The following is a 24,648-nucleotide window of genomic DNA, read 5'->3' on the forward strand; positions in this document are numbered from 1 at the left end:
CTTTCGTATGTCCTCGACGAGCCGGTCTCAGCCGGGGATGTTGTCGAAGGGGGCCGTCAACTGCCGCAGCAGCGCCGCCAGTTCGCCCCGCTGGCCCGCCGACAGCTCCGCCAGGATCGCCCTCTCCTGCGCCAGCAGCCCCGCCAGCGCCTGGTCCGCCCGGTCGCGGCCCTCTGTGGTGAGGCGGACCAGGACGCCCCTGCGGTCCGTGGGGTCGGGGAGGCGTTCCACCAGGCCCTTCTGGGTCAGGCGGTCGATGCGGTTGGTCATCGTGCCCGAGGTGACCAGGGTCTGCGTGAGGAGCTGGCCGGGGGAGAGCTGGTACGGGGCGCCCGCGCGGCGCAGCGCCGTGAGGACGTCGAACTCCCAGGGCTCCAACTGGTGCTCGGAGAACGCCAGTCGGCGTGCGCGGTCCAGGTGGCGGGCCAGTCTGCTGACCCGGCTCAGCACTTCGAGTGGCTCCACGTCGAGGTCGGGGCGTTCCCGACGCCACGCCGCGACCAGCCGATCGACCTCGTCCTCCATGGCGATCAGTGTAGTGGTTGTGTCGATGTGAAGTCTCTTGATGTCAAGTCTCTTGACGTCGAGAGAAACTTGAAGGCATCGTGGAACCATGACCAGCCCCTCCTGGGACCCCGCCCAGTACCTGCGCCACGCGGACCACCGCGCCCGCCCCTTCGCGGACCTCCTCGCGAGGATCCCCGGCCTCCCCGCGCCCCGCCCGCGCATCGCCGACCTCGGCTGCGGCCCCGGCAACATGACCCGCCTCCTCACGGAACGCTGGCCCACGGCCCACGTCACGGGCTACGACAACTCCCCGCAGATGCTGGCCGACGCGGCGGCGTACGCGACCCCGGACCTCGACTTCGCCCACGCGGACCTGACGACGTGGGCCCCTTCAGAGCCGTACGACCTCCTCCTCTCCAACGCGGCGCTCCACTGGGTCCCCGGCCACCTCGACGCCCTCCCCGCCTGGCTCGACGCGCTCACCCCCGGCGGCACCCTCGCGTTCCAGGTCCCGGACAACATCGACGCGCCGCTCCACGCGCTGATGCGGGACCTGGCGAACACGCCCCGCTGGAAGCCCCGCCTGGCGGACGTCCTGCGCCCGGAAAGCTCCGTCCACGCGCCGGAGGTCTACCTCGCCCGCCTGGGCGGCACGGCGGACATCTGGCAGACCACGTACCTCCACGTCCTCCCCGGCCCCGACCCGGTCCTCGACTGGGTCAAGGGCACCGGCCTCCGCCCCGCCCTGGACACCCTCGCGGACGACCCCGAGGCGAGGGACGCGTTCGTGACCGAGTACCGGGACCTGCTCCGCCAGGCGTACCCGGCACAGCCGTACGGCACGGTCCTGCCGTTCCGCCGTTTGTTCGCGGTGGCGACGAAGGGGGCGTAGGCATGCTGACGTCGATCGACCACGTCCAACTGGCGGCACCACCGGGCAGCGAACCCCTGCTGCGGGCGTTCTACACGGAGACCCTCGGCATGACGGAGATCCCGAAACCCCCGGCCCTGGCAGCGCGCGGCGGCTGTTGGTTCCAGTCGGGGCCGGTCCAGATCCACATCGGCATCGAGAAGAACTTCCACCCGGCGAGGAAGGCGCACCCGGGGCTGCGGGTGACGAACATCGAGGCGTACGCGACCCGCTTCGGGGACGTCACCTGGGACGACGGACTCCCCGGCCAGGTCCGGTTCTACACGTCGGACCCGGTGGGGAACCGGCTGGAGTTCCTGGCGGCGATGCCGACCGCTACGGTGTGCGGCCCAGGTGGGTGACGAGGATGCGGATCAGTTCGTCGTCGATCACGTACAGGACCCGGTAGTCGGCGGAGGTTGGGCGAGCCATAGGCGTACGACCCGGTCGGTCGGGGATCGACGATCAGCTTGCCTCAGGCGAACCTCAGCCGTTCCGTCGGCGCCGCCCCCGCAGGCACAGCGCCACGAACCCCGCCGGCAGCAGGGTCGCCAGGGTCCAGCCCAGGCGGGACGAGAACGCGTGGGTCACCGGGACCCATTTACCCCACGGTTCCTGCGCGACCAGCGCGGACGTGTCGGGGAAGGACGGGAACGAGACGTGGACGAAAGCGCCCGGGACTGTGCCCTCGCAGGAATAGTGGGCCTCGGTCGTGCTGCGGCCGTTTCCCGGCAGGTTGGGGAGGTAGCCGCAGCCGGTGATGTGCATGACCTGGGCGTGGAGCAGACCCAGGTGGGCGACGGCCGCCGTGCCGGAGGCGAGGGTGGCCAGTGCGCCCAGGACGATCAGGGACCAGGAGAAGACGGGGTGGGTGCGGAGCAGGGTCACGACTTCCGGCGCCCTATCAGGTGCGGCTTCGCCTCCATGCCGTCCAACCCGTGCCAGGCGATGTTCACCAGATGTGCGGCGACCTCCGCCTTCTTCGGGCGGCGGACGTCCAGCCACCACTGGCCCGTCAGCGCGACCATGCCTACCAGGGCCTGGGCGTAGAGAGGGGCCAGTTTGGGGTCGAAGCCGCGGCTCTTGAACTCGCGGCCCAGGATGTCCTCCACCTGCGTCGCGATGTCGGAGATCAGGGAGGCGAAGGAGCCGGTGGACTGAGGGATGGGGGAGTCGCGGACGAGGATGCGGAAGCCGTCCGTGTACTCCTCGATGTAGTCGAGCAGGGCGAACGCGGCCTGCTCGCAGAGTTCGCGGGGGTGCCCGGCGGTGAGGGAACTCGTGACCATGTCCAGCAGCCGCCGCATCTCACGGTCGACGACGACCGCGTACAAACCCTCCTTGCCCCCGAAGTGCTCGTACACGACCGGCTTGGAGACCCCGGCCTTCGCCGCGATCTCCTCCACCGACGTCGCCTCGAAACCCTTCGCCGCGAAGAGGGTGCGGCCGATCTCCAGGAGCTGCTGCCGGCGCTCCGCCCCGGTCATCCGGGTCCGGCGGGCGCGCCGGGGCTTCTCGTTGCTCGCGGTGCTGCTGGGATCGATGGCCACGGCGTCCATCATGCCGCTTCGGCGCTCGCCTTCCGGCGCCGGGAACGGTCATCGTCGGTGTTGCGGCGGGAATCGATACGGGAGCGTGACGGCCAGCGCACGTCGTACGCCCACCCGAACGCCTCGAACCAGCGGATCAGACGGGCCGAGGAGTCGATCTGCCCGCGCTCGACACCGTGCCGCGCGGACGTCGGGTCGGCGTGGTGCAGGTTGTGCCAGGACTCGCCGCAGGACAGGACGGCCAGCCACCACACGTTCCCGGAGCGGTCACGGGACTTGAAGGGGCGCTTGCCGACGGCGTGGCAGATGGAGTTGATGGACCAGGTCACGTGGTGCAGCAGACCGACGCGGATCAGTGAACCCCAGAAGAACGCGGTGAACGCACCCCACCAGGACATCGTCACCAGGCCCCCGACCAGCGGCGGGATCGCCAGCGAGATGAACGCCCACACGATGAACGTACGGGAGATCGTCCGGATCGCCGTGTCCTTGATCAGGTCGGGCGCGTACTTCTCCTGCGGCGTCTGCTCCTCGTCGAACATCCACGCGATGTGCGCCCACCACAACCCCTTGAGCAGCGCGGGGATCGTCTCCCCGAAGCGCCACGGCGAGTGGGGGTCGCCCTCGGCGTCGGAGAACTTGTGGTGCTTACGGTGGTCGGCGACCCAGCGCACCAGCGGCCCCTCGACCGCCATGGACCCGGCGATCGCGAGCGCGATCCGCAGCGGGCGCTTCGCCTTGAACGAGCCGTGCGTGAAGTACCGGTGGAAGCCGATCGTGATGCCGTGACAGCCGAGGAAGTACATGAAGACCATCAGGCCGAGGTCGAGCCAGCTCACCCCCCAGCCCCACACCAGCGGCACGGCCGCGAGGATCGCCAGGAACGGGACGACGATGAAGAGGAGGAGCGTGATCTGTTCGAGCGAACGCTTCTGTTCCCCGCCCAGCGTCGCCGACTGCCCTGACGGCAGTGGTGCGCCGGGCGTCGCCTCCGGGGCGTCGTCGATCACATCGGAGCTTGTGGCCATGGGGCGTCCCCTGTGGGGTCGAGGGTGCGGATCAGGTACCCAGGGCTCTGTCGGCCCTGGCCGAGGACGGTTTCCTACGGTTCCGTAACCTACGGCGTCGTAAGTATGGCAGCGAGGTCCGGTGCGGCAAGAGCCCGACAGACTGCGCGTGCCGCTGGACACCTATCCTTGGACTCGGTCGGACAGCGCGGTCCGCTCTGTTTTCTTCCCTGATGTCCGGCCTGTATGCGAAAGTCAGCCGCGTACCCGCCTGACCTCGGGTTTCCTCCAGATGCCAGATGAGCTTCACCACTGCAAGGAGCCGCACCTGTGAGCAGTGCCGACGACCAGACTGTTGCCCAGGAGACCACCTCCGCCGAGCTGCGCGCCGACATCCGCAGGCTGGGCGACCTCCTGGGCGAGACCCTCGTACGGCAGGAAGGTCCCGAACTCCTCGACCTCGTCGAGAAGGTCCGCCGCCTCACCCGGGAGGACGGCGAAGCCGCCGCCGAGCTGCTGCGCGGCATCGAACTGGAGACCGCCGCCAAGCTGGTGCGCGCCTTCTCCACGTACTTCCACCTGGCGAACGTCACCGAGCAGGTGCACCGGGGCCGTGAGCTGCGCGCCCGCCGTGCCGCCGAGGGCGGACTGCTCGCGCGGACGGCCGACCGCCTCAAGGACGCCGACCCGGACCACGTCCGCGAGAGCGTACGGAACCTGAACGTCCGGCCCGTCTTCACGGCGCACCCCACCGAGGCGGCCCGCCGTTCGGTCCTGAACAAGCTCCGGCGCATCGCGGCCCTCCTGGAGACCCCGGTCATCGAGTCCGACCGGCGCCGCTACGACACCCGTCTCGCCGAGAACATCGACCTCGTGTGGCAGACCGATGAACTGCGGGTGGTACGCCCCGAGCCGGCCGATGAAGCCCGCAACGCGATCTACTACCTGGACGAGCTGCACGCGAACGCGGTCGGCGATGTCCTGGAGGACCTGACCGCCGAGCTGGAGCGGGTGGGTGTAGTACTTCCGGAGGAGACCCGACCCCTTACTTTCGGTACCTGGATCGGCGGCGACCGCGACGGCAACCCGAACGTCACCCCCCAGGTGACCTGGGACGTCCTCATCCTCCAGCACGAGCACGGCATCAACGACGCGCTGGAGACCATCGACGAACTGCGCGGGTTCCTGTCCAACTCGATCCGCTACACCGGTGCTACCCAGGAGCTACTGGACTCCCTCGCGCTCGACCTCGAACGGCTCCCCGAGATCAGCCCCCGCTACAAGCGGCTCAACGCCGAGGAGCCCTACCGGCTCAAGGCCACCTGCATCCGGCAGAAGCTGGAGAACACCAAGACCCGCCTCGCCAAGGGCATCCCGCACGCCGAGGGCCGGGACTACCTCGGTACGAGCGAGCTGCTCGCCGACCTGACGCTGATCCAGGAGTCCCTGCGCCAGCACCGGGGCGGGCTCTTCGCCGACGGCCGCATGAACCGGACGATCCGCACGCTGGCCGCGTTCGGTCTCCAGCTCGCCACCATGGACGTCCGCGAGCACGCCGACGCCCACCACCACGCACTCGGCCAGCTCTTCGACCGGCTCGGCGAGGAGTCGTGGCGCTACACCGACATGCCGCGCGAGTACCGGACGAAGCTCCTCGCGAAGGAGCTGCGCTCGCGGAGGCCGCTGGCCGGGATGCCGGCTCCCGTCGACGCGGCCGGGGAGAAGACGCTCGGGGTCTTCCTCACGGTCAAGCGGGCGCTGGAGGTGTTCGGGCCCGAGGTCATCGAGTCGTACATCATCTCGATGTGCCAGGGGGCGGACGACGTCTTCGCCGCCGCTGTCCTCGCGCGCGAGGCGGGACTCATCGACCTGCACGCCGGGTGGGCCAAGATCGGCATCGTGCCGCTGCTGGAGACCACCGACGAGCTGAAGGCCGCCGACACCATCCTTGAGGAGATGCTGTCCGACCCGTCGTACCGGCGGCTCGTAGCTCTCCGGGGGGATGTGCAGGAGGTCATGCTGGGGTACTCCGACTCCTCGAAGTTCGGGGGTATTACGACGTCTCAGTGGGAGATCCACCGGGCCCAGCGCCGGCTGCGCGATGTAGCCCACAGGTACGGGGTACGGCTCCGGCTCTTCCACGGGCGTGGTGGCACCGTCGGGCGGGGTGGCGGTCCCTCCCACGACGCGATCCTCGCGCAGCCCTGGGGGACCCTGGAGGGGGAGATCAAGGTCACCGAGCAGGGTGAGGTGATCTCGGACAAGTACCTGATCCCCTCGCTGGCCCGGGAGAACCTGGAGCTGACGGTCGCCGCGACGCTTCAGGCCTCCGCGCTGCACACGGCCCCCCGGCAGTCCGACGAGGCGCTGGCGCGGTGGGACGCGGCCATGGACGTCGTCTCCGACGCCGCGCACGCCTCCTACCGCGAGCTCGTCGAGGACCCCGACCTGCCGACGTACTTCCTCGCCTCGACGCCGGTCGACCAGCTCGCCGACCTGCACCTGGGCTCGCGGCCCTCCCGCCGCCCCGGCTCGGGCGTCTCGCTCGACGGACTGCGCGCCATCCCCTGGGTCTTCGGCTGGACCCAGTCCCGGCAGATCGTCCCCGGGTGGTACGGGGTCGGCTCCGGGCTCAAGGCGCTGCGCGAGGCGGGGCTCGATTCTGTCCTCGACGAGATGCACGGACAGTGGCACTTCTTCCGCAACTTCATCTCCAACGTCGAGATGACCCTCGCCAAGACGGACCTGCGCATCGCCGCGCACTACGTCGACACACTCGTGCCGGACGAGCTGAAGCACGTCTTCGACCGCATCAAGGCCGAGCACGCGCTGACGGTCGCCGAGGTTCTGAAGATCACCGGCGAGAGTGAACTCCTCGACGCACAGCCCGTGTTGAGGCAGACGTTCTCCATCCGGGACGCCTACCTCGACCCGATCTCGTACCTCCAGGTGACGCTCCTGAAGCGCCAGCGGGACGCGGCTGCGGCGGGGGAGAAGGCGGATCCGGTGCTGTCGCGGGCACTGCTGCTCACGGTGAACGGCGTGGCGGCGGGGTTGCGCAACACCGGCTGATACGCGGTGAGTTGAGGGGCGCCTCGGGCAACTGGGGCGCCCTTTGGCGTGGTTGGGCGCGGTGCGGTTCGGGGGCCCTCATCCTCGTACGAGTTGAAAGCTCACACCGCGAGGAAAGCCGCCGTCACCAGCGCGACCCCCGACCCCGCCATCACCCACGCGAGCCGTGCCTTGCGCAGGCCGCCGGCGACGATGATCGACGCGAGCAGGAGGGCGCCCCCGAACGGCACCCAGGCGTACAGGATCCCGGCGGGGCCCGAGCGGACCGCCTCGTCGGAGTCCGGCTTCACGACGACGGAGTACGTCTGGCCGACCTCCACCGCGATGGGCTCGGGGATGGTCATCGTCTTGCGCGCGGTCGCCCCCGTGGACACCGGCGTGAACGGACCCGTACACGCCTCCTCCCCGCACCCCGTCACCACGACGGTCCCCTTCTCCCGTCCCCCCGGCAGCATCACGTGCTGTGCCGTCCCCCAGGACGCCCAGACACCCGCGATCAGGATCAGAAGAGCGACCATCCCCATCGACACAACCCGCCCGACCCGCAGAGCGGCGGACGAACGACGAGACTTGGCCGCCCGGCGACGACGGGAGGCTGGCATGGCGGGGATCATTGGCCATGCCGACGCGGTCCGTCAACGTTGGCTGGTCAGACGGGGTGGCTCAGGAGTTGTACGACTGCTGCGCCCTCTCCAGCCCCTCCGTCACCAGCGCCTCCACCGCGTCCGCCGCGCGGTCCACGAACCAGTCCAGTTCTTTGCGTTCCGTGGAAGAGAAGTCCTTGAGGACGAAGTCGGCCACCTGCATGCGGCCCGGGGGGCGGCCGATTCCGCAGCGGATGCGGTGGTAGTCGGGGCCCATGGACTTCGTCATCGACTTGAGGCCGTTGTGGCCGTTGTCGCCGCCGCCGAGTTTCAGGCGCAGCGTGCCGTAGTCGATGTCCAGTTCGTCGTGGATGGCGACGATGTTCGACAGGGGGACCTTGTAGAAGTCGCGCAGGGCGTTCACCGGGCCGCCGGAGAGGTTCATGAACGACATCGGCTTGGCCAGCACCGCCCGGCGGCTCGCGGGGCCGGGTGCGCCGAGGCGGCCTTCGAGGACCTGCGCCTGCGCCTTGCCCGCCCGCTTGAAGCGGCCCCCCATCCGCTCGGCCAGCAGATCGGCCACCATGAACCCGATGTTGTGGCGGTTCATCGCGTACTCGGGACCGGGGTTGCCGAGGCCGACGATCAGCCAGGGGTCGGTGGAGGAGGGGGTGGTCATGAGGGAAGTCTCCTTGATACATGCCGAAGCCGCCGCCCCCTAGAAGGGAACGGCGGCTGGAGCTTAACCGGCGAAGGCTCGCGCCCCCGCTCAGCCGGTGAAGGCTCAGGCCTCCGCGGCCTCGTCCGAGCCCGCCGCGGCCTCTTCCGCCTGCGCGGCGAGGACCTGGAGGACGACGGTGTCGCCGTCGACGGACAGGATCGTGCCGGTGGGCAGCGCGATGTCCTTCGCGAGGATCGCGTCGCCGGCCGTGAGGCCCTCGATGGAGACCGTGACGGACTCGGGGATGTGGGTCGCCTCGGCCTCGACGGGCAGCGCGTTGAGGACGTGCTCCAGCAGGTTGCCGCCGGAGGCCAGCTCACCCTCGGTGTGCACGGGGATCTCGACGTTGACCTTCTCGCCGCGCTTGACGAGGAGCAGGTCGACGTGGACGAGGAAGCCCTTGATGGCGTGGCGCTGGACGGCCTTCGGGATGGCCAGCTCGTTGCCCTTGCCGCCGTCGATGTCCAGGGAGATCAGGACGTTCGGCGTACGGAGCGCGAGCAGCAGCTCGTGGCCCGGGAGGGTGAGGTGCTTCGGCTCGGTGCCGTGGCCGTAGAGAACGACCGGAACCTTGTTCTCACGGCGGATGGTGCGCGCGGCACCCTTGCCGAAGCTGTTGCGGGACTCCGCGGCAAGCTTGACCTCGGACATGGGGATCAACTCCTCGTACAGGTAGTAGACGGTCGGGTCACCCGGCCATGTACAACGGCCTGCTACGAAGAGCGCGTCGATAACGGACCACCATGCCCTTTTAAAGGAACCCCTTCAAAAGGCACGGCCTCCCTCGCCGAGCAACTTTCGCAGTCTACTCGGCAAGGGAGGCCATCCCCAAAACGATCAGCAACCGCTCACAACCGGTTGCAGAAACCTCACTGCTCGTCGAAGAGGCTCGTCACCGAACCGTCCTCGAACACCTCACGCACCGCGCTCGCGATGGTCGGCGCGATCGAGAGCACCGTCATCTTGTCGAGGTCGACGGCCAGCTCCCCCGGCGTCGGCAGCGTGTTCGTGAACACGAACTCGCTCACCCGGGAGTTCTTGAGCCGGTCGGCGGCGGGCCCGGACAGCACACCGTGCGTCGCCGTCACGATGACGTCCTCCGCACCGTGCGCGAACAGCGCGTCCGCGGCGGCGCAGATCGTGCCACCCGTGTCGATCATGTCGTCGACGAGGACACAGACCCGGCCCTTGACCTCACCCACGACCTCGTGGACGGTGACCTGGTTCGCGACGTCCTTGTCCCGCCGCTTGTGGACGATCGCCAGCGGCGCCCCGAGCCGGTCGCACCACCGGTCGGCGACGCGCACGCGCCCCGCGTCCGGCGAGACGACCGTCAGCTTGTTCCGGTCGACCTTCGCGCCCACGTAGTCCGCGAGGAGCGGCAGCGCGAAGAGGTGGTCGACGGGGCCGTCGAAGAAGCCCTGGATCTGGTCGGTGTGCAGATCGACCGTCAGGATCCGGTCCGCGCCGGCCGTCTTCATCAGGTCCGCGATCAGGCGGGCCGAGATCGGCTCACGGCCACGGTGCTTCTTGTCCTGGCGGGCATAGCCGTAGAACGGCACGATCACGGTGATCGACCGGGCCGAGGCCCGCTTCAGCGCGTCGATCATGATCAGCTGTTCCATGATCCACTGGTTGATCGGAGCCGTGTGGCTCTGGATCACGAAGCAGTCGGCGCCGCGCGCGGACTCCTCGTAGCGGACGTAGATCTCACCGTTCGCGAAGTCGAAGGCCTTCGTCGGAACGACCCCGACCCCCAGCTGGTGGGCGACCTCCTCGGCAAGCTCGGGGTGGGCGCGGCCGGAGAAGAACATCATCTTCTTCTCGCCGGTCGTCTTGTTCCCGGTCACAGCACTGTCTCCTCAGAGGTGTCTCAGCCGCGCGACGCCGTTTCACAACTGGGCGTGGGGAAGCGTCTCAGCTGGTGGGTGCGGGTGTGCACTTATCACGGTACGCCCTGTTCGGCGCAGCCGTTTTCGGTCAGCTTTCGCCTTCGCCTTGCCGGGACGCCGCCTCGGCCGCCTTCGCCGCGGCGCTTCCCGGACGCTTGCGGGCCACCCAGCCCTCGATATTCCGCTGCTGGCCACGGGCCACGGCCAGCGAACCGGGCGGTACGTCCTTCGTGATCACGGACCCGGCGGCGGTGTAAGCGCCGTCCCCGACCGTGACGGGTGCCACAAACATGTTGTCCGAACCCGTCTTGCAGTGCGAGCCCACCGTCGTGTGGTGCTTGCTCTCACCGTCGTAGTTCACGAACACGCTCGCGGCGCCGATGTTGCTGAAATCACCGATCGTCGCGTCACCGACGTACGACAGATGCGGGACCTTCGTCCCCTCGCCGATCGACGCGTTCTTCGTCTCGACGTACGTACCGATCTTGCCCTTCGCGCCCAGCCGGGTGCCGGGGCGCAGGTACGCGTACGGGCCGACGCTCGCGTTCTCGCCGATCGTCGAGGAGAGGGCGACGGTGTTGTCGACGCGGGCCCCCGCGCCGACCCGGGTGTCGGTCAGCCGGGTGCCCGGGCCGACCTCCGCGCCCGCGCCGATGTGCGTCGTCCCCTGGAGCTGGGTGCCCGGGTGGACGACGGCGTCCTGACCGAACGTCACCGTCACGTCGACCCAGGTCGTCGCCGGGTCGATGACCGTGACGCCGTCCAGCATGGCCTGCGTGAGGAGGCGGTCGTTCAGGATGCGGCGGGCCTGCGCGAGCTGGACGCGGTTGTTGATGCCGGCGATCTCGCGGTGGTCGCCCGCCACCGAGGCGCCGACGCGGTGACCGGCCTCGCGCAGGATGCCGAGGACGTCCGTCAGGTACTCCTCGCCCTGGCTGTTGTCCGTACGGACCTTCTTCAGGGCGTCCGTGAGGAGGTTCCCGTCGAACGCGAACACCCCGGAGTTGATCTCCCGGATCGCCCGCTGCTCGCCGCTGGCGTCCTTGTGCTCGACGATCGCCGTCACGGCGCCGTCCGCGTCCCGCACGATCCGCCCGTACCCGGTCGCGTCCGGCACCTCCGCCGTGAGCACCGTCACCGCGTTGCCGTCGGTGTGGTGGGTGGCGGCGAGCGCCGTCAGCGTCGTACCGGTCAGCAGGGGGGTGTCACCGCAGACGACGATCACCGTGCCGCCGACGGTCCCGCCGAGCTCCTCCAGCGCCATGCGTACGGCGTGACCCGTGCCGTTCTGCTGCTCCTGGACGGCCGTGCGGACGGCGCCGTCGGTCTCCGCGAGGTGCGCCGTCACCTGCTCGCGCGCGTGGCCGACCACGGCGACGAGGTTCTCCGGGTCCAACTCCCTCGCCGCGGCGAGCACATGGCCCACCAGGGTCCGGCCGCACAACTCGTGCAGGACCTTCGGTGTGGCCGACTTCATACGGGTGCCCTCACCCGCTGCGAGAACGACGACGGCTGCCGGGCGGATGGCGCTCACGGGGTTGCCCTTCGGCTGTGTGTGGGTGGGGACACCCGAAGGATACCGGGGCGTTTCCGGGGGGACATGAGAGTGGGCCCTGGCTGAGATATCAGCCAGGGCCCGTCTCTGTTCTCTTGCTCTTTTCTTGCTCCCCCGCCAGGACTCGAACCCGGACAAATGGCACCAAAAGCCACGGTGCTGCCAATTACACCACAGGGGAATATTTACGGCCGAACCGGACAAAGGGCCGGGTTGGCCGAGTGGCGCTTCCTACTATGCCGTACCGAACCGCCTCCGTGCGACGGTACAAGTGCCGTGGGGCGGGGCCCTGTCGGGATAAGTTTCCGGAAAACGGGGCAGGGGCGCCCGTAGGGTGGACGTATGACCAGGACGGGGGAAGAGGCGGTTGCGGGGCGGGCCGGGCCGTGGTGGTGGGGGCGGTGGCGCAGCGCCGCGCTGGATCTGGGGATCGCGGCCCTGTCGGTCGTCGAGTGCGCGGCGGAGGGGTGGCCGTTCGCCCGTGACGCCGGGATTCCCGTGTGGGCGGGGATGCTGTTCGGGGTGGTCGCCGGGAGCGTCCTCGTCGTACGGCGGAAGTGGCCCATCGCCGTCGTGCTCGTCTCCATCGCCATCACGCCGGCGCAGATGGGGTTCCTGCTCGGGACCGTCGGGCTGTACACCCTCGCCGCGACCGAGCTGCCCCGGCGGATCATCGGGTCCCTCGCGGGGATGTCGTTCGTCGGGATGTTCGTCGTCACGTTCGTCCGGCTGAAGCAGGGGCTGTCGCCCGGGGACGTCCTGGCCGGGAACTGGTTCGTGCTCTTCGCCTCCATCGGGACCGCCCTCGGGGTGACCGCGCCGTCCGTCCTCCTCGGGCTGTACGTCGGGGCCCGGCGGCGGCTCATGGAGTCCCTCCGCGAGCGGGCCGACAGCCTGGAGCGGGAGCTTCAGCTGCTCGCCGAGCGGGCCGAGGAGCGGGCCGAGTGGGCCCGGGGGGAGGAGCGGACGCGGATCGCCCGCGAGATGCACGACGTGGTCGCGCACCGGGTGAGCCTGATGGTCGTCCATGCCGCCGCGTTGCAGGCCGTCGCCCGCAAGGATCCCGAGAAGGCCGTACGCAACGCGGCACTTGTGGGGGACATGGGGCGGCAGGCGTTGACCGAGCTGCGGGAGATGCTGGGGGTGCTGCGGAGCGGGACGGTGGCATCGAGCGGGGAGTTGCCGCTGGCGGCCGTCGGGGTCGCCGCCGCTGCCGCCGCGTCGCGGGCCGTCGCGGAGGGGGAGGGGCCCTGTCTCGCGGACGTCGAGGAACTGGTCGGGCAGTCCGCCGCCGCGGGGATGGTCGTGGACCTGTCCGTCGAGGGGGAGACGCGGTCGTACCTCGCCGTCATCGAACAGACCGCGTTCCGCGTGGTCCAGGAGGCGCTGACCAACGTCCACAAGCACGCGGCGGGCGCGAAGACGTACGTCCGTCTCGCGCATCGCGACGAGGAGATCGCGATGCAGGTCGAGAACGGGCCCCCGCCGGAGGCGGCGTCCTCGGCGCGGCTGCCTTCCGGGGGGAACGGGCTGGTCGGCATGAAGGAGCGGGTGGTGGCGCTGGGTGGGGTGTTCGTCTCCGGGCCTACGGAGGCGGGGGGTTTCCGGGTGTCTGCGGTGATTCCGGCGGGGAGCTGAGGGGGGTGGGGCCGGGTGGGTGACGCGCCCCGCCGGTGTTCAGGTCGCTGTCGTCAGGCGGGTCGGGGTCGTGCCCGATATCAGGGTGGACAGGGCCTGGTCGATCGTGGGGGCCAGGTACCAGTCGCCCGTGTGGTCCAGGGCGTAGATGCCGCCTGCGGTGTCGATGGCCAGGAGCGTCTGGGTCTCCGGGTCGGCGCCCAGGGGGGAGAGGTCCGTGGCCAGGGCTCGGCCCAGGTCCGCGAGGGTTCTGGGCTGGTGGAGGCCGTGCAGGGGGTCCACGTGGAAGGTCGCGGGGGCGATCTGGCGGCCCGGGCCCGTGGGGATGATGCGGAGGCTGCCGAATTCCGCCCAGGCCTCCACCGCCGCGGGGAAGACCGCGTGCCGGTGGCCCGCCGGGGAGACGTGGTCGCGGAGGGTGTCCGCCCAGAACTCGGCTTGTTTGATGTCCCAGCGCCCGGGTACCCAGCCGGCGGCTCGGAGCGCGGCGTCCACGGGTACGGGGAAGCGGGTGGTGGAGGTGCGGTCGGTGTGGTGCATCTGCCGTTCGTTCGTCGAGGTCGGGACGGTGGTGCGTGGGGCTTTCGGTGTTGTTGACGCGTTTTGGGGGTGGATGGTTCTGTGGGGGTCGCGGGGACCGGCGTCGTACGGGGCTCCCGTCACCCCGTCGTACGCGGCTCCCGCGCCGGTGCCGTACGCGGTTCCCGTCCCCGCGTCTCTTACGGCTGCCCCCGTCCCCCTCCCGTACGCGTCTAGTCCTCGGACGTCTCGACGATCCGGATGCCGAAGTGGGCCGTGAGGGCGGTGCAGGCGCGGCACGGGGGTGCGAACGTGCCGTGCAGGGGGTCGCCGTCCTCGCGGATGTGGCGGGTGGTGAGCTTGGCCTGCTTGAGCGCTTTGCGGGCCTCGCCGTTGGTCATCGGCTTGCGGGCCGCGCGGCGGCTGCGGGCCTCGTCGGCGGCGCTGATGTGCCGGGAGATGAGGAGCGCCTCGGCGCAGCGGCCGGTGAAGCGGTCGCGGCGGTCGCTGGGGAGCGTGTCGAAGAAGTCCTGCACGAGGTGGTGCAGCGGGGGCGGCTGGTCGCCGCGGGCGGCGGTGCCGGTGAGGGTGGCGCCCCGGACGGAGAGCGCGGCGGCGACGGTGGGCAGTATGCCGTCGCGGCGGTGGCGGAGGGCGGGGGTGTGGGGGGCGTCGGCGGACCAGCCGATGCGGGGGTCGCCGCCTCCGTTGTTTCCGTGTGGCTGGTCGCCTTCTCTGTGTGGTGGGACCGGTGACGTGTGGGGTGTTCTGTGGACGCCGGGTGACGTTCCGTGAACGGTGTCGCCTGCGTTGCGGTCCGTGCCGTGCGGCCCTGTCTGCGTCGCGTTCATGATCGTCTTTCCCTCCCCGGGCATCCCCCCGGAGGACACAGGGTGCCAAATGGCGTGGCCTGTGCGGAAGCTGGGGCGTGGCGACACGCCAGGGACGGGTCGGGCTGTCACCAGAGGGTGACGGCAGGTCACCGTACTCAGGGGGGACGAAGTGGAGGGCCGGTGACCCGTCCGGCCGTACCGCATAGGCTGTCGGCACCGTGGGTGCGCGACGGACGTGTGCCGGGAAGCGGTGGAGACAGTCGGATACGGGGAGTGTCGCAGCGGTGCCGGAAAGCGGAACCGCCGGCGGGTCCCGTACAGAGCGCCGCAGGGGGCAACCGCCATGACGACAGGTCGGCTCGGGCAGACCGCGCCGCCGAACGCGGCATACGCCGGGCAGGTCGTGCACTTTCCGGACCCGGTCCGGGCGGGCCGTCACCCCAGAGGTGTACGGGTCGACGAGCGCGGCTACCCCGACTTCTCGCCGTACGCGCGGGCGGTGGCGGAGATCGCGGACCCCCCGGAGGGGTTCGGCGTCGACGAACTACGCCTCACGGACTACGTGTCGGCGAACGCCGCGCAGTCCGCCGCCGGGCACGAGCTGTGGGACACGGTCTCGCAGGTCGCGACCCCGCACGGCTGGACCTGGCACCACGTCGCCGGGACGCGCCGCCTCGAACTGATACCCGTGGACGTCAAGGCGCTGCTGCGCCATCACGGCGGTATCTCGACGGCCCGCGTCGACCACGCGAAACGGGGCACCCGGCCGCTCCAGGAGATCCGGCCCGCCCACTTCCGGCTGCCGAAGTCGGGTGTGGCGGTAACGGAGGCGCAGGTGCAGGGAGTTGAGGAAGACCTCGGCTACCGGCTGCCCGGCGCGTACCGCTCCTTCCTGAAGGCCGCGGGCGGCTGCGCACCCGTCGGGGCCGCGCTCGACGCCGAGTTGGGGCTCCTCGTGGACCAGCCGTTCTTCACGGTCCGCGACGAGGCCGCCGTCAACGACCTCGTGTACGTCAACAAGTGCCTGCGCGACCACCTCACCAAGGACTACCTGGGCGTCGGCTTCGTCCAGGGCGGCCTCGTCGCCGTCAAGGTGAAGGGCGAGCGCCTCGGTTCGGTCTGGTTCTGCGCGTACGACGATGTCCGCGACGCCGATCCCACGTGGCCGCCGGCCGAGCGCGTCGAACGCCTCCTGGTGCCCTGCGGCGACGACTTCGACGCGTTCCTGTCCCGACTCGCCGGTGATCCACCGGAGTTGGAGACGGTGGCCAACCTGATGGTGGACGGCGGCTTCGCCCGCGTCGTTCCGGTTGCTGGGGAGTGATCCGCACATGGTGACGTTCGCGCAGGCGCAGGAGCGTGCGGAGGAGTGGGTCAACGGGGACGTGCCCGTGTATCAGCACCGGGAGGTGCGGGTGCGGGAGTTCGGCCTCGGGTTCGTGGTGTGGGCGGAGGATCGGGCGGAGGGGCCTCGCGGGGACGGGGGTTCGCAACGGCTGGTCATCGCCCGGGACAGTGGCGAGGCCACGCTGTGGCCCGCTCTGCCGGTTGGGGAGGTTGTCCGTCGGTACGAGGAGCGGTACGGGGGTGAGGCGGGGGCGGTCGCGGATGCGGTGCCGGCTGCTGCGGCTCGGGTGGATCTGAACCAGACGTCGTTTTTGTTGACGCCGCCGGAGTGGTTGCAGGATGCGGCGGACAAGTTGGGGATCGGGGAGCGGGGGGATGGGGACTCGGGGGGTGGGGTGACGCCGGGGTCTGGAGCGGGTGTTGGGGCGCAGGGTTCTGGGGCTGGTGCTGGAGTTTCTGGCGCGGCTTCCTCGGGGGCGGTTCCTGGAGTCGGTGGGGGAGCGGGTGTTCCGGGTGGGCCTGGGGCGTCGACTCCTGCCGGGGCTCCTGCTGTTCCTGCTGGGGCGACTCCCTGGGCCGGGACCGATACGAACGGTGGCGAGGACCGGTCCGTTCCGCTGCCCGCGACCGTGTTCGCTCCGCCGTTGAGCGACGGGGACCGGGGGCGGGGTCCCGGGGTCGGTGCGGATGCGCCGACCGCGTTGATGTCCGGGGGGAGTCAGTTGCCGCCTACGGCTGTTGGGCCTGCGGTGGGTGCGCCGGGGGGTGGGGCGGCGGGGGCTTCGTACGGGTATCCCCAGACGGCGGGTGGTCCGGGTGGTCCGGGTGGTCCGGGTGGTCCGGGTGGTCCGGGTGGTCCGGGTGGGGCCAACTTGGCCGGTCCGGGCGGGGTTCCGGGGCCTGGCGGTCCCGACTCGGCGGCTCCGGGCGGGTATCAGGGGGGCGGCGTTCCCAACTCCGGTGTCCCTGGTGGGGTGCCGGGGCCGGGTTCCCCCAACTCGACTGTTCCTGGCGGGGTTCATGCCGCCGGTGTGCCCAACTCCGGTGCTCCGGGCGGGCATCAGGGGGGCGGCGCTCCTGACGCGGGTGCTCCTGGCGGGGTTCCCGGCGTCGGTGCTCCCAACTCGCCTGTTCCTCCCAACTCCGGTGTTCCTGCCGGGGCGCCGGGTGCCGGTGTCCCCAACTCCGCTGCTCCCGGCGGAGACGGAGGCGCACCCGCTTCACCCGGCCGGGGGCTCGCTCCCCACGCCGGGGACATCGCCGACGCCGCGACCAGCCGTGCGGCACCGCCTCCGCGCCGGGGGAGGGGTGGCGCGGGCGCGCCGCCGCCTCCGCCGGGTGCGCCCGGGGTACCGGGCCGGCCTGGGGGCGCCGCTCCCGGAGCTGGACCGGCGGGTGCCGCCAACGCGTACGTACCTACTCAGTTGGTGTCCGCCCTTGAGGGCGACGTGCCGGGAGTACCCGGCGGACCGGGAGGCGCACCGGCAGCTCCGGGCACCCCTCCGGCGATGCCCCCCGGCCCTGGTCACCCCGGTGCCGGACAGGCGCCCGGCGCCATGCCGCCGCCTCCGCCGGGCGCTCCCGGTGCCCCGCAGGCCCCCGGCGCTCCCGGTACCCCGGGCACCCCGGGTGCCGTACACCACGCCGCGACGATGCTGGCCGCGCCCCCGCCCGGCGGCCCCGGCATGCCCCCGCCCCCACCGGGCGCCCCCGGCATCCCCGGCGCACCGCCGAACGCACCCGGCACGCCTCCCGGCGCTCCCGGTGTCGCCGGTGCACCCACGGCACCGTTCCCGGGCGTACCCGGTGCACCGGGCGTCCCGGGTCCCCCTCCCGGCGTACCCGGTCCCCCTCCGGTAGTACCCCAGGGCATGCCCCCAGCGGCGTACGGGTACCCCAACCCGGCGGGCCAGCCGACCGTGGGCCCCGGCTACCAGGCCGTCCTGCGCTACCGCGCCCAGGACGGCTCCGAGCAGCAGCTCATCCGGCGTTCCGCGCCCGGCACCCCGCACCCGGAGTGGCAGATCTTCCACGAGCTGCGCGGGATGAACGTCCCCCCGGGCCAAGTCCTGGAGCTGCACACGGAGTTGGAGTCGTGCGAGCTGCCGGGTGCGTACTGCGCACGGATGATCCGGGAGCAGTGGCCCCAGGCGAGGATCACGAGCATCGCCCCGTACGGCACGGACCACGCGAGCCGCCAGCAGGGCATGCAGCAACTCCTCGCGCACCAGGGCGAGTTGCACCAGGTCGCGGACGGCCCGGCGAGGCCCGCCCCGGTGCGCGCCCCGTTGCCGCCGGTGCAGCAGGCACCCGCCGTACCGCCGGAGGCGATCGGCCAGGAGCTGGCCGCCGCGTTCGGCCCGGGCGTGTTCCGGTTCGAGCAGGCGGCGGTGGCGAGGCAGGGGGTGCCGCCGGTCGTCGCGCACATGCTGGTCGCGGCCGGACTCCCGCTGGACATGGGCCCGTTCTTCTGGGCGCAGGCCCAGCCGGGCCGCCCGGTCCCGACGCTGGCGGAACTCGCGCAGGAACGGGGCGTGCAGCCGTCGGCGGACGCCGGCTCGTACCTCGTGATGGGCAGCGACTTCGGCAAGGCGATCTGCGTGCAGTACGGGACCGCCAACATCGTCGCCGTACCCGTAGAGGCGGGCCCCGGCGGCGCCCCGGTCGCGCCGCAGTTCGTGAACTCGGGCCTGCCTGAATTCGCGCGCTGCCTCGCCCTGTTGGGGCGGATGTGGCGGCTGCGGTACGGCCTGAACCCGGAGCAGGCGGGCCGCTGGACCGTCGACTTCCAGGCACAGCTCGCCTCACTGGACCCGGCGGCGCTGGGCTCGCCGGACAGCTGGTGGTCGGTGCTGCTGGAGCAGATGTGGGACGGCCTGCTGTGACACGTCCCTGACGGTCTCTCTATGAAGAGTCCGCAACCGGCAGCAACCGGTTGCGGACTTTTTCTATCCCGAGGCCCGTAACCCCCTCACGGAGTGTCACGTTACGCACCTTTCGATCCGAACCGTCAAGATATGCGCAAAACCGTTCGGATCTCGTGAGGAGTTTCCAGCATGGGCAGCGCGTCGGTGTCGCCGTACGGGTTCGGAACGGTACGTGGACGGGGGTACCGTCCCTCTCAGGTAGAGGCGTACATCGCGGCCCTGTGCGCGGACCGCGACGCGGCATGGGACCGCGCGGCACGCCTGACGGTGCAGGCGAAGAAGGCAGAGTCGCAAGCAACGCACCTCCGCGAGACCGTCACCCACCTCACTCCCCAGAGCTACGAGACCCTCGGCGAAACGGCCCACCACCTCTTCCGCCTGGCCCAGCACGAGGCGGACTCCCTCCGCGAACGAGCCCGCCACGAGGCACGCGAACAGTCGGCCCAAGCCGACGAACAAGCCGCAGCCATCCGCGAGAAAGCGGAATCGGAGGCCCGCCTTATTTTGGCGGAAGCGGAGGAACGAGGCCGAGACCGAGTCGCCCGAGCCCGCGCCGAAGCGGACGAGATCCGCGTCACGGCACGACGCGAGGTGAAGGAAGGCCGAGCGAAAGCCCTGGAGGGCCTACGAGAAGTACGCAGCCGCACAGAGTCCCTCCTCACCCGCCAGGACCAGACCCGAGACCACCGCATGGAGGCGATCGAACGAGAAGCCCTGGCCCGCGCCCGCACCCTGGACACCCACTACTCCCACCTGATCGCCCGAGCGGAAACCGCCCTGGCGGAGGCCCGAAACACCTACACCGAGGCCGAAAAATCCGCGACCCACCTCCACACCCGAGCCCGCGACCACGCTGACGCGCTCCTGACGAAGGCCCACCACCAGTCCGACCACATCGCCCGAGAAACGGAACGAGTCCTCCGAGAACACGGCGAACGCTGGGACGACGTACGAGCCCACATGGACTACGTCCGCACCAGCCTGAGCGCCCTGACGGGCCGGGCGGTGGAGTAGCCCCTGGACGGCAACTGTCGGCGGAGGTGCCCCTCGCGCAGGGCTCCACTCCGGTATGACCGCCGTACGTGATGGGCCTGCGTTATTACCGGAGGACCGCCAAGCTCACCCGTGCCGACGCGGCGACCGTCCTCGGCCGGGAGAACACCCGGCTCAGCCGCGTGGAAACCGGCCAGTACCGGACCAAGAGCACCGAGGTCGGCACCCTTCTGCCCGCGTACGCCAATGTCCTGCCCTCGCCCTACGCATACGCCCTCATCTCCAGCTCACCCTGCGCCTCCACCCAGAAGACCCCGGGCGCGCTGGCCCAGGTCCGGCAAGGCCGCAGGGAGATCCTCACCTGCTCGGACAACCCCACCGAACTGCGGACTGTGATCGACTAATCCGCACTCCACCCTGGCCTCACCAGCAATATGGCCATCATGGAATTCGGAGGCCCTGAAGAAGTACCTGAAGGGAAACACATATGCCCGACAAGGCCGTGGCCTGCCCCGCCGCCGACCTCCCGGGAGCCGCCTGGTTCAAGTCCAGCTACAGCGGCAGCGACCAGTCCACCTGCGTCGAAGTCGCGGACGTACGCCGAGACTGCGGCCAGATGGCCATCCGGGACTCCAAGAGCCCACACGGCCCCGTTGTTCTCCTCGGTGCAGCCTCGTTCGGCTTGCTCATCGACCACGTACGCGGCGCCGACTGATCCCGACCAGTCTGGAGAGCTCTCCCGGAAGCAAACCCGAATCCGTTCGGTCCTGGCCACTCGAAAGTCACCGTTGAACAGCCGCGGGCCCTCTGCGTCGTCCCTCGCCTTGAGTCCCGGTGGGCTACTGGACCTCATACTCACGATCACGCTGCCCGCCCCGAAAGCCGGGCCTGGAAGGTGAACGTCCCCGAACGCAGCGATGGGCGGCTTCGAGCAGATCGAAGAGACCGTGGGCAGCTGACCGTACGCAGGCGAGAACCTGCTCATGCCTGTTGACGGACCGCTCTACATGTGGGGTGTAGGTGTCGGTCTCGTACGTGACCCAACGAGGGAAGCCCCGCCGTATACCGGCGGGGCTTCCCCTTCATGCCTGGTTCTACCTGGCGAGCCAGGCCAGCGTGTCCTCGTTCTCAGCGGCTGTCCGGTACGGCTTCCCGACGCTCAGAACGGCGATATCCCGGAGAGATCGCACACGCTGAGGGTTGGGGAGGGCGGCAGTCCCGATACTGTCCTGCCACAACGTGCCCTGCACGAAGACAGATCCGTCGAGAGCAGACATGACGAACGCAGGACAGCCGTATCGGCTCCCTGTGACACCGACCGCACAGCCCGCACCCATGATGTCCCAGTCGTCCATGAGCTCGACAAGGCCCCAGACTCCCTCGACATCCGTATCGTCAACCGCGTCGGGGCGCGGCATGCTGATGGAGAGCAGAAACTGGCGGTCGACGGAGAACAGTCCACATTCTGTCGCCAATTCGAACCAGTCGGCGTTTGCCTTCGAGACGCGATCAGGGTCGTCGAGTGCGACAGTCCGATCTCTGCGGCCTTCGTCGGGGTGGCAGGACGTAACCATTCCGGCGATGTAGGTAGGGAGTCCAGTTCCGCGTCTGAATCCCAGAAATCGCAGACCATAATCCTTCATTGCCTGCGCCGGGATCTCGGTATTCACGACCATGTACCCCCTCGTGCCTCAGCTGCATCCTGGAACATTCATGAGCTTGCCGTAGAAATGCCCTGCGCCCTTGACGTCACCTCTGTTCGGGCGGCCGGTCTCGGACAGAGCACCCTGGCCGCGATCGAAACATCGAGGTCAAGGTGCCCATGCGAAGAATATTTCACGTGGGCGCCTCTGTGGCATGCGCCTACTTCACCGGCCAATGCTGACTAAAGTCAGGACTTCTGGTCGACACCATTAAATCCTTCATCAAGGAGACGCTGGAGATACTCGCTCATATGTACTTGCCGGTAAGATCCGTCTCCGATTCCCGCAGAGTCAGCCTCTTCCTCATCGATTGACCGAATTTTCCCGTCGGATGTTTCGGCGGCACCGAATGCGCCGAAATCTCTATTCGGCCACACGTCTGGCGCGTGGTAAATTTCAGGTTCACCTGAGAAGAATTTAAGCAAGCCTTCGTCGTGATCGACGATAGGCCAAACTCCGGCCGCGATTAGCTGCTCATCGGTGTAGATCGGAATGCCAGCAATATCGAACATCCGGGCCCGAACCCTCGGGGCTTTGAATACTCCGCGAAAGAACCCGAGGGCCGTTCCGAACCGATTTTTAGCCACGATCGCAGCAATGTGGTATCCGCCTGCCTTCGCCGGGATCGCGACAATGTCGCCGATCTTCGTCTTCGCGACACGCTTCGGGGATACGGCGGAAATCTGGGAGATCTCTTCTGTGCGTACATCTGCAAACTCAACATCCGAGGCCTTGAGTGCCAACTCGAGGAGCGAAGCCAGATCGGTCGTCGTCGCCGGCTCACTCCCCCAGTTCAGCAAGCCTGCAAGGGCTTCTGATGCCTCGACGAATACTGAGTCATTCAGTTCGCTGACGTGCGACCTGCTCGTCCCCTCGTGACGCTTCCCCTTGAGATTTACCTTGAACTTGACAGGGATCCTTATCTCGCCAGGAACGGCCACACCGATGATTTCCAGTAGTTCACTGAGAGTGATTTTTTGTTCCGTCTGCTCAGTGAAGCTGGATGAGATCACCGATAGCTTGGATGCGAACTCGGCAAGAGCGTGATCCTTGGGGGACGCCTTATCCATTAACACCCTCCAGAGAGCTTCTTTGCCTCGCAACCTTCTTATTCAGCAAGCTTTTTACCGTCCAGCGGGTTCTGGCGATTTCCGCGATAATCGTTCCCGGATTTACCAATGATGGTGCTGTACTGCTCGGCCAGTCGCTGCTCCATGAGGCGGGACTCTCCGTACGTGCGAGTACCTGGGGCAACTCTGAGTCTATCCCCGTTGGCGGGGTTGAAGCGGTTGTTGTTATTGGAGTGTCGACGTATTACGCCCGCTGCCGTGTGGTTCGGACCGAACATGCCCGAGTAGTAAGTCCTGCCGCTTGCGTCAGTTGCTAAATCCAGGCCGATCAAGATACCTGAAGCGGGCATCGTCGCCACTGTTGTGAACGAGGACTGGGGTACTGCCTGCCAGCACATAGTACGTGTGCAGTTTGTCGATGGTGAGGTTGTATGTCCGGGTCTGCTTGGTGAAGGCCCGGTTCCTCGTGACGATGACGGTGGAGCCGTCGTCCGTGCGCAGGGTCATGCCCGGTTTGAGGTCGCCAGCCGGTACCCAGTCGTGTTCGGAGGGGGCCCAGAAGGGGTGTTCGTGGGTGGCGGTGAGATGTTCGATGCCGTTGGGGGCGGCGATGGAGAGTTCGTTGAAGTTTTTGTCGCCTTCGGTGCGGATGAGGCGGGTGACTTCGTGGGGGCTGGTTTCGCCGGGTTTCGGGTCGGTCGCTAGGACCTTGTCGCCGAGTTCTACGTCCTCGATGTTCTTGGTGGTTTTGCCGTCGGCCATGAGGACGTCGGTGCCAGCGAGGAAGCACTTGCAGGGGCGGGTGCGCAGGGCCCTGCAAATGCCCGAATTGGCCTTGCCTTCACATGATAAGGATCTTCAGCGGTGACACCCAAGGGTGAGAACCGCTTTCACGGCTGACGTGAGTCGGTTGGGGTTGATGCGTGCTTTGCGGAAGATGCGTCAGCACTTGAGGCGGGCGAAGGCCCGCTCGACGGGCAGGCGCAGTCGGGCATGTGCGCGGTTGACGTTGGCCTGCCTGATGGTCAGTGGTCGTCCGAGGTGTCGTTTGGAAGGCACCTGAATGGTCCCGCCAGCGCCTGCATACGCTTTGTCGGCCAGGATCGGGAGCCTCAGCCGTTCACATACGGTGATGATGTAGTGGGTATGGACCGTGATGTCGACTGTGCGCCCGCACTGCCCGGCCGCGCGCACGACCTGACTGCGGCCCGCACGCACCGGATCATCCGAATCTGCGAACGCCAGGGCATCCCGATCCTCGCCGACCGCGCCTACATAGGAGCCGGCCCATGGGTGACAACACCACGCAGACGCCCACCAGGCCGCGGCCTCACACCAACCCAGCGCACCGTCAACCGCGCGCTTTCGGCAGTAGGCGCCCCGGTCGAGCGAGGCGTCGCACGACTGAAGTCCTGGCGGATCTTCCGCAAAGCCCGATGCAGTCCCAACCGCATGTCGTCAATCGCAGCCGCCATCCTCGCCCTGGAGCGGCACCGCTGAAAAGGCTCATTATTTTAGCCGTTGTTACAGCACGTATTCACAGCCATCGCCGCGAATATCGAGCGCCTCAGCCGACGGCTGCCGACCGGAGAAGCACCTCCGTCCCGGCCGCCGACCGCCTTCCAGAATCACCTGGACCAGCACAGAATTACCCGGCCGAGGTCTTGGCGGTCCGCCAGAGAATGAGTAGACCGCCAAGATCCCCGACAGAGTCAGCGTCAGGACACACCTGACGGGGCTTCAACTCCGCCGCACATAAATCCCAACATCGGCGTAGCTTGCCCCGACTTCAGAATGCAGAGCGGCGAAGAAACCGAGTG

At 68.9% G+C, this 24,648-nt stretch carries 23 protein-coding genes, 1 tRNA gene and 2 pseudogenes; 10 read left to right on the forward strand and 16 right to left on the reverse strand.

Features of this window, described 5'->3' with window-relative positions; translation table 11 throughout:
* Positions 1 to 27 precede the first annotated feature (27 nt).
* Complete coding sequence (locus J8M50_RS06995; protein WP_010354894.1) at positions 28 to 525, reverse strand: MarR family winged helix-turn-helix transcriptional regulator; 498 nt, start codon at positions 523 to 525, stop codon at positions 28 to 30.
* An 88-nt stretch (positions 526 to 613) separates the two neighbouring features.
* Here J8M50_RS06995 and J8M50_RS07000 point away from each other — a divergent pair, with 88 nt between their 5' ends.
* Together J8M50_RS07000 and J8M50_RS07005 are read left to right on the forward strand one after the other, a co-directional pair.
* Complete coding sequence (locus tag J8M50_RS07000) at positions 614 to 1,399, forward strand: trans-aconitate 2-methyltransferase (protein ID WP_010354893.1); 786 nt, start codon at positions 614 to 616, stop codon at positions 1,397 to 1,399.
* A 2-nt stretch (positions 1,400 to 1,401) separates the two neighbouring features.
* Complete coding sequence (locus tag J8M50_RS07005) at positions 1,402 to 1,779, forward strand: VOC family protein (RefSeq protein ID WP_010354892.1); 378 nt, start codon at positions 1,402 to 1,404, stop codon at positions 1,777 to 1,779.
* A 124-nt stretch (positions 1,780 to 1,903) separates the two neighbouring features.
* Here J8M50_RS07005 and J8M50_RS07010 read toward each other — a convergent pair whose 3' ends face one another.
* From J8M50_RS07010 to J8M50_RS07020, 3 genes are read right to left on the reverse strand one after another with little or no spacing between them, the layout of a single operon-like run.
* The gene (locus tag J8M50_RS07010) at positions 1,904 to 2,305 is read right to left on the reverse strand and encodes a hypothetical protein (RefSeq protein WP_010354891.1); all 402 of its coding nucleotides are present in this window, start codon (positions 2,303 to 2,305) and stop codon (positions 1,904 to 1,906) included.
* Positions 2,302 to 2,979, reverse strand: coding sequence for a TetR/AcrR family transcriptional regulator (locus J8M50_RS07015; protein ID WP_029184017.1), 678 nt, complete (start codon positions 2,977 to 2,979; stop codon positions 2,302 to 2,304). Before J8M50_RS07015 ends, J8M50_RS07010 begins: the two co-directional genes overlap by 4 nt.
* On the reverse strand, positions 2,976 to 3,995 hold the full coding sequence (locus J8M50_RS07020) for an acyl-CoA desaturase (protein ID WP_010354889.1): 1,020 nt from the start codon (positions 3,993 to 3,995) through the stop codon (positions 2,976 to 2,978). Before J8M50_RS07020 ends, J8M50_RS07015 begins: the two co-directional genes overlap by 4 nt.
* Positions 3,996 to 4,304: 309 nt before the next feature.
* On the opposite strand from J8M50_RS07020, the gene ppc reads away from it, so the two are divergent.
* Positions 4,305 to 7,046 (forward strand): phosphoenolpyruvate carboxylase, encoded by a 2,742-nt coding sequence (ppc, locus tag J8M50_RS07025; protein WP_010354888.1) that lies wholly within the window; start codon positions 4,305 to 4,307, stop codon positions 7,044 to 7,046.
* A 101-nt stretch (positions 7,047 to 7,147) separates the two neighbouring features.
* On the opposite strand, the gene J8M50_RS07030 is transcribed toward ppc, so the two are convergent.
* The 6 genes from J8M50_RS07030 to J8M50_RS07055 form a co-directional block, all read right to left on the reverse strand.
* Positions 7,148 to 7,660, reverse strand: coding sequence for a hypothetical protein (locus tag J8M50_RS07030; protein ID WP_029184016.1), 513 nt, complete (start codon positions 7,658 to 7,660; stop codon positions 7,148 to 7,150).
* A 49-nt stretch (positions 7,661 to 7,709) separates the two neighbouring features.
* Positions 7,710 to 8,309 carry an aminoacyl-tRNA hydrolase gene (pth, locus tag J8M50_RS07035; protein ID WP_010354886.1) on the reverse strand — a complete coding sequence of 200 codons (600 nt, stop codon included), beginning with the start codon at positions 8,307 to 8,309 and terminating at the stop codon, positions 7,710 to 7,712.
* 105 nt (positions 8,310 to 8,414) lie between these two features.
* Entirely contained in the window at positions 8,415 to 9,002 is a 588-nt protein-coding gene (locus J8M50_RS07040) for a 50S ribosomal protein L25/general stress protein Ctc (protein ID WP_010354885.1), read from the reverse strand.
* A gap of 218 nt (positions 9,003 to 9,220) precedes the next feature.
* Positions 9,221 to 10,201: a ribose-phosphate diphosphokinase gene (locus tag J8M50_RS07045; RefSeq protein ID WP_010354884.1), complete on the reverse strand. Its 981-nt coding sequence runs from the start codon at positions 10,199 to 10,201 to the stop codon at positions 9,221 to 9,223.
* Between the two features lie 130 nt (positions 10,202 to 10,331).
* Complete coding sequence (gene glmU, locus J8M50_RS07050) at positions 10,332 to 11,777, reverse strand: bifunctional UDP-N-acetylglucosamine diphosphorylase/glucosamine-1-phosphate N-acetyltransferase GlmU (RefSeq protein WP_010354883.1); 1,446 nt, start codon at positions 11,775 to 11,777, stop codon at positions 10,332 to 10,334.
* Between the two features lie 130 nt (positions 11,778 to 11,907).
* A tRNA-Gln gene (locus J8M50_RS07055) sits at positions 11,908 to 11,979 on the reverse strand.
* A gap of 161 nt (positions 11,980 to 12,140) precedes the next feature.
* Here J8M50_RS07055 and J8M50_RS07060 point away from each other — a divergent pair.
* Entirely contained in the window at positions 12,141 to 13,436 is a 1,296-nt protein-coding gene (locus J8M50_RS07060) for a sensor histidine kinase (protein ID WP_010354881.1), read from the forward strand.
* 39 nt (positions 13,437 to 13,475) lie between these two features.
* On the opposite strand, the gene J8M50_RS07065 is transcribed toward J8M50_RS07060, so the two are convergent.
* On the reverse strand, positions 13,476 to 13,976 hold the full coding sequence (locus J8M50_RS07065) for an SUKH-3 domain-containing protein (protein ID WP_010354880.1): 501 nt from the start codon (positions 13,974 to 13,976) through the stop codon (positions 13,476 to 13,478).
* 212 nt (positions 13,977 to 14,188) lie between these two features.
* Entirely contained in the window at positions 14,189 to 14,806 is a 618-nt protein-coding gene (locus J8M50_RS07070; protein ID WP_010354879.1) for a YwqJ-related putative deaminase, read from the reverse strand.
* Between the two features lie 325 nt (positions 14,807 to 15,131).
* Here J8M50_RS07070 and J8M50_RS07075 point away from each other — a divergent pair, with 325 nt between their 5' ends.
* From J8M50_RS07075 to J8M50_RS07095, 5 genes are all read left to right on the forward strand, one after another.
* Positions 15,132 to 16,112, forward strand: a complete 981-nt coding sequence (locus tag J8M50_RS07075; protein ID WP_010354878.1) for an SMI1/KNR4 family protein — start codon at positions 15,132 to 15,134, stop codon at positions 16,110 to 16,112.
* A gap of 7 nt (positions 16,113 to 16,119) precedes the next feature.
* Positions 16,120 to 19,020: an SUKH-4 family immunity protein gene (locus tag J8M50_RS07080; protein WP_223786175.1), complete on the forward strand. Its 2,901-nt coding sequence runs from the start codon at positions 16,120 to 16,122 to the stop codon at positions 19,018 to 19,020.
* A 171-nt stretch (positions 19,021 to 19,191) separates the two neighbouring features.
* Positions 19,192 to 20,076, forward strand: a complete 885-nt coding sequence (locus J8M50_RS07085; RefSeq protein ID WP_010351354.1) for a DivIVA domain-containing protein — start codon at positions 19,192 to 19,194, stop codon at positions 20,074 to 20,076.
* Between the two features lie 71 nt (positions 20,077 to 20,147).
* A complete protein-coding gene (locus J8M50_RS07090; RefSeq protein WP_010351355.1) occupies positions 20,148 to 20,459 on the forward strand; it encodes a helix-turn-helix domain-containing protein in 312 nt (103 codons plus the stop codon).
* Positions 20,460 to 20,542: 83 nt separating this feature from the next.
* Positions 20,543 to 20,770, forward strand: a complete 228-nt coding sequence (locus tag J8M50_RS07095) for a DUF397 domain-containing protein (protein WP_010351357.1) — start codon at positions 20,543 to 20,545, stop codon at positions 20,768 to 20,770.
* Between the two features lie 379 nt (positions 20,771 to 21,149).
* Here J8M50_RS07095 and J8M50_RS07100 read toward each other — a convergent pair whose 3' ends face one another.
* The 4 genes and pseudogenes from J8M50_RS07100 to J8M50_RS50020 form a co-directional block, all read right to left on the reverse strand.
* Positions 21,150 to 21,725, reverse strand: a complete 576-nt coding sequence (locus J8M50_RS07100; protein WP_141655540.1) for a hypothetical protein — start codon at positions 21,723 to 21,725, stop codon at positions 21,150 to 21,152.
* A 221-nt stretch (positions 21,726 to 21,946) separates the two neighbouring features.
* The gene (locus tag J8M50_RS07105) at positions 21,947 to 22,828 is read right to left on the reverse strand and encodes a hypothetical protein (RefSeq protein WP_141655541.1); all 882 of its coding nucleotides are present in this window, start codon (positions 22,826 to 22,828) and stop codon (positions 21,947 to 21,949) included.
* Between the two features lie 357 nt (positions 22,829 to 23,185).
* Positions 23,186 to 23,623: pseudogene (locus J8M50_RS07110) on the reverse strand (polymorphic toxin-type HINT domain-containing protein); the annotation flags it as partial.
* 147 nt (positions 23,624 to 23,770) lie between these two features.
* The gene (locus J8M50_RS50020; protein WP_306080741.1) at positions 23,771 to 24,046 is read right to left on the reverse strand and encodes a transposase family protein; all 276 of its coding nucleotides are present in this window, start codon (positions 24,044 to 24,046) and stop codon (positions 23,771 to 23,773) included.
* Between J8M50_RS50020 and J8M50_RS07120 the strand changes: the two are divergent.
* Positions 23,996 to 24,328, forward strand: a pseudogene (locus J8M50_RS07120) (transposase family protein); the annotation flags it as partial. The gene J8M50_RS50020 and the pseudogene J8M50_RS07120 overlap by 51 nt on opposite strands.
* Positions 24,329 to 24,648 lie beyond the last annotated feature (320 nt).

It is taken from the genome of Streptomyces acidiscabies, from assembly GCF_020010905.1.
Taxonomy (GTDB): domain Bacteria; phylum Actinomycetota; class Actinomycetes; order Streptomycetales; family Streptomycetaceae; genus Streptomyces; species Streptomyces acidiscabies.

Coding starts and splice junctions, on each gene's coding strand:
- J8M50_RS06995 (WP_010354894.1), bottom strand. CDS start 525: ATGGAGGACGAGGTCGATCGGCTGGTCGCGGCGTGGCGTCGGGAACGC.
- J8M50_RS07000 (WP_010354893.1), top strand. CDS start 614: ATGACCAGCCCCTCCTGGGACCCCGCCCAGTACCTGCGCCACGCGGAC.
- J8M50_RS07005 (WP_010354892.1), top strand. CDS start 1,402: ATGCTGACGTCGATCGACCACGTCCAACTGGCGGCACCACCGGGCAGC.
- J8M50_RS07015 (WP_029184017.1), bottom strand. CDS start 2,979: ATGATGGACGCCGTGGCCATCGATCCCAGCAGCACCGCGAGCAACGAG.
- J8M50_RS07020 (WP_010354889.1), bottom strand. CDS start 3,995: ATGGCCACAAGCTCCGATGTGATCGACGACGCCCCGGAGGCGACGCCC.
- J8M50_RS07030 (WP_029184016.1), bottom strand. CDS start 7,660: ATGATCCCCGCCATGCCAGCCTCCCGTCGTCGCCGGGCGGCCAAGTCT.
- pth (WP_010354886.1), bottom strand. CDS start 8,309: ATGACCACCCCCTCCTCCACCGACCCCTGGCTGATCGTCGGCCTCGGC.
- J8M50_RS07040 (WP_010354885.1), bottom strand. CDS start 9,002: ATGTCCGAGGTCAAGCTTGCCGCGGAGTCCCGCAACAGCTTCGGCAAG.
- J8M50_RS07060 (WP_010354881.1), top strand. CDS start 12,141: ATGACCAGGACGGGGGAAGAGGCGGTTGCGGGGCGGGCCGGGCCGTGG.
- J8M50_RS07065 (WP_010354880.1), bottom strand. CDS start 13,976: ATGCACCACACCGACCGCACCTCCACCACCCGCTTCCCCGTACCCGTG.
- J8M50_RS07070 (WP_010354879.1), bottom strand. CDS start 14,806: ATGAACGCGACGCAGACAGGGCCGCACGGCACGGACCGCAACGCAGGC.
- J8M50_RS07075 (WP_010354878.1), top strand. CDS start 15,132: ATGACGACAGGTCGGCTCGGGCAGACCGCGCCGCCGAACGCGGCATAC.
- J8M50_RS07080 (WP_223786175.1), top strand. CDS start 16,120: ATGGTGACGTTCGCGCAGGCGCAGGAGCGTGCGGAGGAGTGGGTCAAC.
- J8M50_RS07085 (WP_010351354.1), top strand. CDS start 19,192: ATGGGCAGCGCGTCGGTGTCGCCGTACGGGTTCGGAACGGTACGTGGA.
- J8M50_RS07090 (WP_010351355.1), top strand. CDS start 20,148: ATGGGCCTGCGTTATTACCGGAGGACCGCCAAGCTCACCCGTGCCGAC.
- J8M50_RS07095 (WP_010351357.1), top strand. CDS start 20,543: ATGCCCGACAAGGCCGTGGCCTGCCCCGCCGCCGACCTCCCGGGAGCC.
- J8M50_RS07105 (WP_141655541.1), bottom strand. CDS start 22,828: ATGGATAAGGCGTCCCCCAAGGATCACGCTCTTGCCGAGTTCGCATCC.